Raw genomic sequence first — 11515 nt, 5'->3', positions numbered from 1 at the left:
CGGAATGCTCCGCAAACATGTCGCTCCGCGAAACGGCCGTTAGCTTCGCATAACTATCGTTAACGCCCGTACAGGAGTCAGGAGGGAAGTGGGAAAAAGGAAGTATCAAAAGGAGAAAGTTTTTTTATCACTAATTATCCGGACATGATATAATTAGGAGTCAAGGAGTCAGAATATCAAAGGATTTTGATTGATATTAATTATTATTAAATATATCATAAATCATTTCTGATTGCTATATTTATATCCAAAACACTAGAAAATAGTTAATTACTAATTACAACTTGAGGTGCTAATAATAAATTTTGTTCGGATTTGATTAATTGCCCAATACCTAGAAATTCACCTTCTAGATTGTATACTCGGAAATGATTATCAGTTTTTTCAGATTCTATTTCCCATCTTTTTTGATAAGGTAAACGTTGACCTTGACACCATCTTTTTCCATCTTCAGCAACTAAAAATATCCCTGGTAAATGTGCCAATGCTATTTCCATAGATAAAAGACTAAATTTATTTTCCTGTAACTGATTTTCCACTTCTGCAAAAGTGAGACTATTTTTCCTAGAAAAACCACTACTTTCTGTTCTGGTTAAAGCAGCTAAAGTTCCACCAGTATTTAAAATTGCTCCTAAGTCGCGGGCGATCGCTCGAATATAAGTACCACTACCACAAGCGATCGCCAAATCTACTTCTGGAAAATCTCCAGGTCGCCAGTCAAGAATTTCTATATTAAATACTTCAACAACGCGAGTGGGAACTTCAACTGTTTTTCCCTGACGCGCTAAATCATAAAGTCGCTTTCCTTGTACTTGTATTGCACTATAACTCGGTGGTACTTGCTCAATTTTACCTAAGAAATTTGGCAGCACTGCTTCAATATCAGACAACATTAATTCTGGTGCTGGTGTAGATTGAACAATTTCTCCCTCTAAGTCATCAGTAGTAGTGATCGTACCAAATCTGACTGTACCAATATAAGCTTTTTGTGAGGGGAGAAATTGTAATAATCTAGTTGCCTTTCCTACCGCGATAGGTAAAACACCAGTAGCAGCAGGGTCGAGAGTTCCTCCATGTCCGACACGCTTGAGACGTAGCAACTTTCGTACCTTTGCTACGCAGTCGTGGGAAGTCATACCAGATGGTTTGTTAAGATTAAGAAATCCTTGCATTATACTAAGAGGGAATAGGGAATAGGGAATAGGGTAGGGAGTACAGGGTNTAGTTGCCTTTCCTACCGCGATAGGTAAAACACCAGTAGCAGCAGGGTCGAGAGTTCCTCCATGTCCGACACGCTTGAGACGTAGCAACTTTCGTACCTTTGCTACGCAGTCGTGGGAAGTCATACCAGATGGTTTGTTAAGATTAAGAAATCCTTGCATTATACTAAGAGGGAATAGGGAATAGGGAATAGGGTAGGGAGTACAGGGTCTGGAAAATACGCAAGCTATATTAATAAAAACTGAATTTTCTGCCACACCTCTCACAGTCAAACCCCAATGTAGTCTCAAATAATTGTGAAGTCAAGGTCATCTTCTTCAACTCCAATAACTATTGCCAGAAAATCTTCTTCGTCATTGTCCAACCTAATAACTACCCCATTTTCTCCATTTTCCCCTCCTACAACCGTTGTCTCAAATTGCAGGTCATTACGACTCAAACCATCAATTAATCCAATTCGATCATCTTCATCAGGATTATAATCAGTAATAATGTCTGCTTCTGACGCACTCAGACCACCTGTGTTTTCAGCAAGAACAAATGTATCTTCTCCGGTTCCTCCTGTTAAAGTGTCAGACCCGCGATCGCCTACTAAAGTATCATTACCTTCACCTCCATCTAGACAATCATTTCCTTTACCTCCGTATAGACAATCATCCTCTAAATTTCCAAAAAGACAGTCATTCCCTCTATTACCAAAAAGTGTATCTTCACCATCACCTCCATCTAGAAAGTCATTATCCCTACCACCCCACAATGTATCTTCACCATTATTCCCTAAGAGAGAATCCTGTTCTTGATTACCAAATAGGGAATCATCACCCAATCCTCCCAGAACTGTATCATTACCCTCATTGCCAAAAATTATATCTCTTCCATCTCTAGCATCTATAGAATCTCGATCTGCCGATCCCACAATTGAATCTGCTCCTGCTGTACCAATAGTCTCATCGTCATCTTCTGTCAGCACAATTTCAGTGAATCTACTTGGAGAACCTCCACCTCCATCGGGACTTGTCCCATTACTACCCATACTACCTCCGTCTCCATTATCCGGAGGTGGCCTAAAAAGATCAACTATAGTACCATTAAAAATACCTTCTTCTGTTGCAGTTACCATAACACTTTTCTGAATAACTTCTTTGTCTGATTATATTAGTATTTACCGAAAATTAAGGTATAAAGACTCTCCATTCATGGAGAAAAAAGCGGTCGTTTAGCGTTAGCTAAACACAAACGCACTTCGCCTTTCGCAGACATGAATGCGGAACATTCAGAAGTGCGCCATATCGAATCGACCAAGAGAAGAAAAAAATTTCCTTGAGCAAAATCCTCTTCTTTATAAGAGGAGGTAATTATTAATTGTTAATTATTAATTATTGAAATCTTTTTAATTAGATTTCTTTAGGTCAGTAATATAGAACCAATTTTAGAGCTATCTAATTACTATTGATAAGTCTTTTCTGGTAGTTTTAGCTTAAGAGAGAATTCTATCTCTCAAGATATGCTAGGGATGATGGGATAATATTTATTCAATCAAAATTTGAGGCAAAAGCTTTTTTACCCAATTATTATTTAATAATTATTAATTATTAAATAATAAATAATTCGCGCCTTGAAGCCTCCCCTTTTAAGGGAAAAAAAAGAAATGATATTTCCCGATATTCAATTCCGTAACGGTTTTAACCTTCTTGTAATTATCAATTATCCANATAATAAATAATTCGCGCCTTGAAGCCTCCCCTTTTAAGGGAAAAAAAAGAAATGATATTTCCCGATATTCAATTCCGTAACGGTTTTAACCTTCTTGTAATTATCAATTATCCATTATCAATTATCAATTAATGAAACCAGCTAATAGCTTTTGAACCCTGACTCCTAACTTATAGTTTTAGGAAAAATCAACATCAGTTTTGAAATAAAAATCAGCCTTCAAATTTAATTGTTCTGTCTTGCCAAATTTATCTATAATTCCTACTCCTGAGTTCTGATTTTGACTAAAAAACTGAAGACATACATACTAAATACCTCTTGTATGTATATGTCCCCAAAATAAAACTATAATAGCTACAGAGTGTCAAGTCTGATTAATCTGTATGTCCATAATTTCTTAAATTCATGTATTATAGTAGTACCCATTAAGTTTAGAAGATTGGTATATACTGAACACCTTGTTTTAGTAAAATTCTGCCTTTTGGCTTTTGCTTTTTACCTGACCTATAACGATATATCTTCTTATTTTGACAAGTATGTTGGCGAAGCCATAAATTTTTGTTAATTTTAAACTAAGCAGACAATAGAAAAGTCAAACTAAAAAAATAGTTTGTTGATATTTAGACTTGCAATTAAACTAATTATAAAAGCAAGTTCTGATAAATTGATAAATTAACGGCTAACTGCTACAGCTCAAGCTATCAGAGTAACACTTATATACTGGAGTGCAAAGAAATAGTAATGTTTAATCCAACAGAAATCTTAATAGATACTTTTGTCAAGGAGCTACAAGCAGGATACCATCGTACTTATGGTGGTTTTAAACCAGACTATCCAGAAATTATTGCCTGGGCGGGAAATATGGCTCTGGAAAATATCGCTAATTGTGACGCATTATATCACAATGTTGAACACACAATGTTAGTTACTCTTGTGGGGCAAGAAATTTTGCGGGGTAAGCACATTCGTGAAGGTGGAGTTTCTCCTGAAGATTGGTTACATTATATTATTTCTTTATTGTGTCATGATATTGGCTATACGAAGGGAGTCTGTCGAGAAGACCAAGAATTATTAGGTCGATATGCTACAGGAATAGATGGTGGGATGGTTTCTTTATNCACACAATGTTAGTTACTCTTGTGGGGCAAGAAATTTTGCGGGGTAAGCACATTCGTGAAGGTGGAGTTTCTCCTGAAGATTGGTTACATTATATTATTTCTTTATTGTGTCATGATATTGGCTATACGAAGGGAGTCTGTCGAGAAGACCAAGAATTATTAGGTCGATATGCTACAGGAATAGATGGTGGGATGGTTTCTTTATCAGATGGGGCTACTGCAGCTAGCTTAACACCTTATCATGTTGACCGGGGTAAATTAGTAATAGATGAACGTTTTGGTGGTCATAGATTAATTGATGCGGAGCAAATAAAACGTAATATTGAATTAACTCGTTTTCCTGTTCCGGAAGCAGAAACTCATCAAGATAGAAATAATTTTTCTGGGTTATCAAGGGCGGCAGATTTAATTGGTCAATTAAGTGACCCGAATTATTTGCTCAAAATTAATGCTTTATTTTATGAATTTGAAGAAGTTGGTACTAATAAAGTTTTAGGTTATAAATCTCCTGGGGATCTCCGACGCAGCTACGGGAAATTTTACTGGAATGGGGTTTATCCTTATATTCCTGCAGCTCTTAATTATTTGGAATTAACTCAAAGCGGAAAACAAATTATTGCTAATCTCTATGCAAATGTATTTCAGGTAGAACATGAACCTAAGACAAAAGTTAATGGTACAAAATCAGGTAATGGTGATGATAAAAGTCGCAATAATGGAGGTGTGGAAGTAAAAATACCAATCAGAGAAAAGAAATTTAGTGAGTTTTTAGATTTGAATTTATAGGGAATTTAATCAGTTATCAGTTATCAGTTATCAGTTATCAGTACCGAAGACTAAAGCTAGATGTTTGAAAGACTAAATCGAAATTTTTTTCATCTCCTGAAAAAGCTCTGGTTTAATCAGTTATCAGTTATCAGTACCGAAGACTAAAGCTAGATGTTTGAAAGACTAAATCGAAATTTTTTTCATCTCCTGAAAAAGCTATAGTTTATAAATATCTTTCTTAACATAAAACTTGACAAAAGGTAGCAGTTATGTATTTGTAGTTAACTCAGTCTTTCCGAAGAGTGTAATCTATTTAAAAAGGTTTTTTTCTGATGAGTAAATTGGTGCTCATTAATTTGTTTTGTCTAAAATTGAGGTAAGGAAACAATAAATCGTGGCAAAATTAACACCAGAAATTGAGCAATACACTCAACAATTAAGGGGAAAACTTCAAGAAGCTGGTTATGCTTACTATGTTCTTGATAACCCAATTATGGAAGATGCTGTTTACGATCGCCTACTTCGAGAATTACAGGAATTAGAAACCCAATATCCTCAATTAATTGTTCCCGATAGTCCTACTCAAAGAGTGGGAGCAAAACCAGCAACTAAATTTGTATCAGTTAAACATAATATTCCTCTTTATAGTTTGGAAAATGCTTTTAATATTCAAGAATTAAAAAGTTGGCAAGAACGTTGGAAAAGTCAAAATTCAAAATTCAAAATTCAAAAATTAGAAGTAAAAACTCAAAATTATGACCTTAACAATGGCTCTCATTCTGATGAAATAGACCTGGGAAATATTGATTATGTTTGTGAATTAAAAATTGATGGTTCTGCTTTAGCTCTAACTTATGAAAATGGTTTATTAATACGAGGAGCTACTCGCGGTGATGGAATTATGGGGGAAGATATTACTCAAAATGTCAAGACAATTAATAGTATTCCCTTAAAACTTAAAATTGATAATCCGCCTGCAATAGTAGAAGTTCGGGGTGAAGCTTTTTTATCAGTAAATGTATTTGAAAATATTAATACTGAAAGAGAAAAAATTGGAGAAACTCTATTTGCAAATCCCCGTAATGCAGCAGCAGGTACTTTAAGACAATTAGACTCAAAAATAGTCGCTCAACGCCGATTAGATTTTTTTGCTTATACACTTTATTTAGAAGAAAATAAATCCGAATTTTCTGAATTTTCTACTCAATGGGAATATTTAGAATTACTCCAAAAATTAGGTTTTAAAGTCAACCCTAACCGTAAACTTTGTTCCTCTTTAGATGAAGTTGCAGCATATTATCAATTCTGGGATAAAGAACGAAAAAATTTACCTTATTTAACTGATGGAGTAGTAGTTAAACTCAATTATTTACCACTACAAAAAAAATTAGGATTTACTCAAAAATTCCCTCGCTGGGCGATCGCTCTCAAATATCCCGCTGAAGAAATTCCCACCATTGTCCAAGCAGTTACAGTTCAAGTAGGCCGTACTGGGGCGCTGACTCCCGTGGCCGAATTAAAACCAGTCCAGTTGGCAGGGACAACCGTACAAAGGGCATCACTACATAATAGCGATCGCCTGGCAGAACTGGACTTACATATTGGGGACACTGTAATAGTTCGCAAGGCAGGGGAGATTATACCAGAAGTGGTCAGAGTTTTACCAGAATTACGACCAACAGATGCTAAAAGATTTCAAATGCCCACTCACTGTCCAGAATGTAGTCAACCTGTGATTAAACCTAGAGATGAGGCAGTAACTCGATGTATTAATGCTTCATGTCCCGCTATTCTCCGGGGTTCATTAGCACATTGGGCGTCTAGGGGCGCTCTGGATATTAATGGTTTGGGGGAAAAGTTGGTGCAGCAGTTGGTTAATGGTGGTTTGGTTAAGTCTGTAGCAGATTTGTATAATTTGACTGTAGAAGATTTGACTACCTTGGAACGAATGGGGGAAAAGTCGGCGAGTAAGTTGGTGGAGGCGATCGCTACTTCTAAGGCTCAACCCTGGGGGCGGGTGCTTTATGGTTTGGGTATTCGTCATGTGGGTAGTGTGAATGCAGAGTTGTTGACTCAGAAGTTCCCAACTGTGGCACAGTTAGGGCAAGCAAAGGTAACTGATATTGAAAGTGTGTATGGTATTGGTTCAGAAATTGCTCAGTCTGTTGAACAGTGGTTTCGAGTACCAGCAAATCAGAATTTGGTGGCAGGTTTGGAAACTGCTGGAGTGACTTTGGAGACTAAAGACTCTACAGATAATGTGGAAAAAGTTGAAAGTAGTTTTTTAGTAGGGAAGACTTTTGTATTGACGGGAACTTTGCCAACCTTGAAGCGAGATGAGGCGAAAAGTTTGATTCAAAATTCTGGTGGTAAGGTGACAAGTTCGGTAAGTTCTAAGACTGATTTTGTTGTGGTGGGAGAGGACGCAGGTTCTAAGTTAGAGAAGGCAAAAAAGTTGGGGGTGAAACAGTTGAGTGAGGCGGAGTTACTGGAGATGTTGGAAGTTAGAAGTTAGAAGTCAGAAGTCAGAAGTTATATAGAACCCCAGAACCCCTAACAGTATCTTTTTCCTTGATTTTCCTTTCTCAGACCTGAGCTATCGCGATCAAAGCTATATTTTTTTAGTTGAATAAAAAGTCATGTAATTGGGCAAGTAACCCCATTTAAAATTTAACTTATCACAAAAATTGTGAGGATGCAACCGAAAATCCTTTGACGCGCCAATTTTTTTAGGAGCTTCATAGAATGAAAATGTTTGTGGTTTTGCACTCAAGAGTGATGGATGGAAAGATTTGATGATAGGAAAAATCTGATTCTCATCCTAAAATTAGGAGAGTAAGGGAGTAATACCATTTCTCAAAAACTTTTCTACACTTTTTTGGTACGGGAGTAGGGGAGTAGTAAAAATAAGAATAATTAACAGTATTCGTAGCTCAAAGCCTGCAAAAAAGTTATTCTAGTTGTGTTAATTACTTAATAACTGAAGTAGTACCCAAGTATAGCGTTACTTTTAGGAATTGGTATAACAGATACAGAATACAATGAACTCTTAACATTAAGCGAACAAATAGGAAATTTGGTAGAATTAGCAAATATTCGGGGAGTTACTCTGATTGAATGAATGGAAAACTTAGGAATTAAAAAAGAAATAAATGTGGGGAAATAGAGTCATTGCTCAACAAAGAAAAATTATTATTGAACCTGCTGAACTACATTTTCACATCCAAGGAGAAGGTTTTCCTATTCTCTGTCTCCACGGACATCCAGGTTCAAGTCAATGTATGTCAGTCTTTACTAACTCTTTGTGCCAAAACTTTAAAACTATTGCTCCAGACNAAACTTAGGAATTAAAAAAGAAATAAATGTGGGGAAATAGAGTCATTGCTCAACAAAGAAAAATTATTATTGAACCTGCTGAACTACATTTTCACATCCAAGGAGAAGGTTTTCCTATTCTCTGTCTCCACGGACATCCAGGTTCAAGTCAATGTATGTCAGTCTTTACTAACTCTTTGTGCCAAAACTTTAAAACTATTGCTCCAGACTTAAGAGGATACGGCAAAAGTTCTACGAAAACCAACTTTGAAATGACTCAACATCTAATAGACTTAGAAAAACTTCTAGAACAACTGCAAATTTCTAGATGCTTAATATTAGGATGGTCGTTAGGTGGAATTATTGGCATGGAGTTAGCTTTGAGAAACCCAGAGCAAGTCGCAGGTTTAATTTTAATAGCTACAGCAGCAAGACCTCGAAGTAATCATCCACCTATAACTTGGCAGGATAATCTTTATACTGGTTTAGCGGGGATCATAAATTATTTTTTGCCTGGTTGGCAATGGAATATTAATACTTTTGGCAAGCGATCGCTATTTCGATATCTCATCCAACGTCACACTCCTGCCACCTATCACTACTTAGCACAAGAAGCAGTTCCCGCTTATTTGCAAACTTCTAGAATGGCCACTAGATCCTTGAATCAAGCTTTAAGAGCTGGTTATAATAAATTAGCTGACCTAGCTCAGATTCAATCTCCTTCGTTAGTATTATCAGGGGTAAGAGATCGCCATATTACCTCTGAGTCAAGTCAAGAAACTGCTCTTCACCTCAAAAATGCTGCTTGGCAATGCTACCCTAATACTGCCCATTTATTTCCTTGGGAAATTCCTAACCAAGTGCTAACAGATATTAAAAACTGGATAGAGCATCACCAAACACATTTTAGACTTCCCAGTGATAACTAGATTTGACTTTTTCGACTTTTAATCATAAGTGGCATAATAGTAATTCTATCAGTCTCGCGGATAGAAACTCTATATTGCCAAGACCGATCGAGGTCTAAACCTCGACAAACAGAAACTATAAGACCACNCCAAGTGCTAACAGATATTAAAAACTGGATAGAGCATCACCAAACACATTTTAGACTTCCCAGTGATAACTAGATTTGACTTTTTCGACTTTTAATCATAAGTGGCATAATAGTAATTCTATCAGTCTCGCGGATAGAAACTCTATATTGCCAAGACCGATCGAGGTCTAAACCTCGACAAACAGAAACTATAAGACCACCGCAGGGAGTGTATCTAAAATTATGATACGCACCTAGCTCTAGTTAAATACAGGATTTACCATTACCTGATCGCCACTGCTCTCTAGTTCATCATCATATATAGTCAACTCTACAGGTTGACACTGCTGAATATGCACCTGAATACCTTCAGCCCCTTCAGCTTCTAAATCTTCTAAATAACCTGCTTCAGCAGCTTTAGCTTCTTCACTTGTCAAAAACGGGCCAAAATAATAAGTGCAACGGGGATTTAAAGTAGAAATTTTAACCCACCAAGCTATTCCAGATAAGTTCATAAAATTTACCAATGTTTCTTCCATGTTATTTAAGAATCTGAGTATTAGTAATTGATTATTGAATGTACTGATTTTAATTTCTGATAATACCTATAACTTCCAGATTCAGAAGTTATAAACTAACTATCTAGGGAAAGTTTAATCCATAACTAAACTAAACTGTGCAAATTATAGTGAGTTTTGATGATAGTGAAAAGGGTTAGTTTCATAATCTATGATTAATTCACTGGTAGAAGAGATTTTGACGTATTTGCTTCGATTAAATAACGATTGATTAGTTGGCAGCTTATAATTCAAGCAGGAGTCAGAAGGCTGCAATACTGGAGAAATAAATCTTGGTAGTCCTGCTCGCGTCGCTGGTGAGAATATACATTTTTTTCTCACACTCCCTAAACTCCCCATACTCCTTATACCATTACTACTCACCACAATCTAAATCTTGAGTCTGGGAATTCAACTCCAGCCAATTTTAGATCCCCCTAGTACATAGTTGAGATTTTTACCCCATAAAGCTTTCACCTAAGAGTCAGGTCTAAATTCCCAAAATTACTCCTGACTTCCAGTTGTTTTGCTTCGCGACATATAATGTGCAGGGTTTCTGTTAAGATCGGGCTGTTAATGAAGTTGTGCGCGGAACTTTATTCTACGGTTTAAATACCCCATCTAACTGTTAATCAAATCGCAATTTAACAGTAGTTCTATTGCGACATTTCCAGAAAATTGCTCAATCCATTTTCAGGTATATTATTAGTCTCTACTTTGTTATACTACGCAACTTCTGTTTTTTCAATCATATAACATTTTCCATCTAAGTGAGGTATATTATAAGTTCTTAGATTCCCGATATTCTGTAGCCTTTAGCCTTCTCGAATGTTCCCTAAAATCCCAAATCTTGTATCTTCTTCCTATTGAGAAACGTTATATTTTTACTACATACGCAAATTTTTTGACCAGCGTTGTCGGTGGATTTCATAAATGGCCATACCCGTTGCTACTGATACATTTAAACTAGGCGTACTTCCCGACATTGGTATAGAAACTAAGACGTCACAGTTTTTTTGAATTAGAAGACTTAAACCCTCTGCTTCACTGCCAACCACCAAGACAATAGCTCCAGTAAATTTTACTGTATGAATCAGTTCTCCATCATTTGCCACAGTACCATATATCCAGAAGCCCTCTTTCTTCAATTCTGCCAAAGCATTGCTAAGATTAACAACTCTAGCTACAGGAAAATTTTCTAACGCTCCTGCCGCAACTTTTGTTACAGTCGAAGTTATGCCCACTGCCCGTCTTTGTGGAATAATTAAACCTTGTATTCCGAGAGCTTCACCAGTACGAATAATGGCTCCTAAGTTATGGGGATCGTTGATACCATCAGCTACCAGTAATACAGGTTGATCCGTTTTCGATTTTGCTTGGGAAATTAATTCGTGAAGTTCTTTATACTCGTAAGGAGATATTTGAGCTGCTATACCCTGATGATTTTTTCTCTGGGTAATTTGATCTAGGCGTCTGTCATCTACTTCATCTATAATTGTACCTTTTGTTTTAGCCTCATTTAGCAATGTATGAAACCGGGGATCGTATCGCAGTGGAGAAATTATCCAGATGCGGTTTAAATATCGCTCACTTTTGAGGGCAGCTTGCACAGTATGTCGTCCATAGATTAGATCGTCATCTTCCTCGTTGGTATTTGCTGAATTATCATTTTTTGAGCGTCTATCCTTTAGTTTAATTTGTTTCTTTTTTTGGGGTTTTTCTTGAGGATTTAATTGAGAATTTTTTGTAGACATAACTTAGATAAAATAGGGAGTAGGGTTTAATAA

General features: G+C 36.5%; 7 protein-coding genes and 2 pseudogenes. 4 read left to right on the top strand and 5 right to left on the bottom strand.

Annotation, left to right across the window (positions count from 1 at the left end; all coding sequences use genetic code 11):
* Positions 1-266: 266 nt before the first annotated feature.
* The 3 genes and pseudogenes from truB (AFK68_RS26850) to AFK68_RS26840 all read right to left on the bottom strand — a co-directional run bounded on the left by truB (AFK68_RS26850) (position 267) and on the right by AFK68_RS26840 (position 2341).
* Positions 267-1172 carry a tRNA pseudouridine(55) synthase TruB gene (gene truB / locus AFK68_RS26850; protein WP_094676616.1) on the bottom strand — a complete coding sequence of 302 codons (906 nt, stop codon included), beginning with the start codon at positions 1170-1172 and terminating at the stop codon, positions 267-269.
* 50 nt (positions 1173-1222) lie between these two features.
* Positions 1223-1382: pseudogene (gene truB, locus AFK68_RS26845) on the bottom strand (tRNA pseudouridine(55) synthase TruB); the annotation flags it as partial.
* 125 nt (positions 1383-1507) lie between these two features.
* Positions 1508-2341, bottom strand: a complete 834-nt coding sequence (locus tag AFK68_RS26840) for a calcium-binding protein (protein ID WP_094676612.1) — start codon at positions 2339-2341, stop codon at positions 1508-1510.
* A 1334-nt stretch (positions 2342-3675) separates the two neighbouring features.
* Between AFK68_RS26840 and AFK68_RS42670 the strand changes: the two are divergent.
* From AFK68_RS42670 to AFK68_RS26815, 4 genes and pseudogenes are all read left to right on the top strand, one after another.
* Positions 3676-4051 (top strand): annotated as a pseudogene (locus AFK68_RS42670) (metal-dependent phosphohydrolase); the annotation flags it as partial.
* Position 4052: 1 nt separating this feature from the next.
* The coding region (locus AFK68_RS26830; RefSeq protein WP_094676614.1) for a metal-dependent phosphohydrolase at positions 4053-4838 on the top strand (786 nt) is incomplete at its 5' end.
* 376 nt (positions 4839-5214) lie between these two features.
* Positions 5215-7335: an NAD-dependent DNA ligase LigA gene (gene ligA / locus AFK68_RS26825; protein WP_094676610.1), complete on the top strand. Its 2121-nt coding sequence runs from the start codon at positions 5215-5217 to the stop codon at positions 7333-7335.
* An 847-nt stretch (positions 7336-8182) separates the two neighbouring features.
* Positions 8183-9064, top strand: a complete 882-nt coding sequence (locus AFK68_RS26815; RefSeq protein ID WP_094676606.1) for an alpha/beta fold hydrolase — start codon at positions 8183-8185, stop codon at positions 9062-9064.
* Between the two features lie 367 nt (positions 9065-9431).
* On the opposite strand, the gene AFK68_RS26810 is transcribed toward AFK68_RS26815, so the two are convergent.
* Both AFK68_RS26810 and rlmB read right to left on the bottom strand, forming a co-directional pair.
* Positions 9432-9686 (bottom strand): DUF1816 domain-containing protein, encoded by a 255-nt coding sequence (locus AFK68_RS26810; RefSeq protein WP_371357579.1) that lies wholly within the window; start codon positions 9684-9686, stop codon positions 9432-9434.
* Between the two features lie 929 nt (positions 9687-10615).
* A complete protein-coding gene (gene rlmB, locus AFK68_RS26805) occupies positions 10616-11482 on the bottom strand; it encodes a 23S rRNA (guanosine(2251)-2'-O)-methyltransferase RlmB (protein ID WP_094676602.1) in 867 nt (288 codons plus the stop codon).
* Between the last annotated feature and the right edge of the window lie 33 nt (positions 11483-11515).

The organism is Hydrocoleum sp. CS-953, from assembly GCF_002260545.1.
Classification (GTDB): domain Bacteria; phylum Cyanobacteriota; class Cyanobacteriia; order Cyanobacteriales; family Microcoleaceae; genus Trichodesmium.
This window is presented reverse-complemented; position numbering and strand designations above follow the sequence as displayed.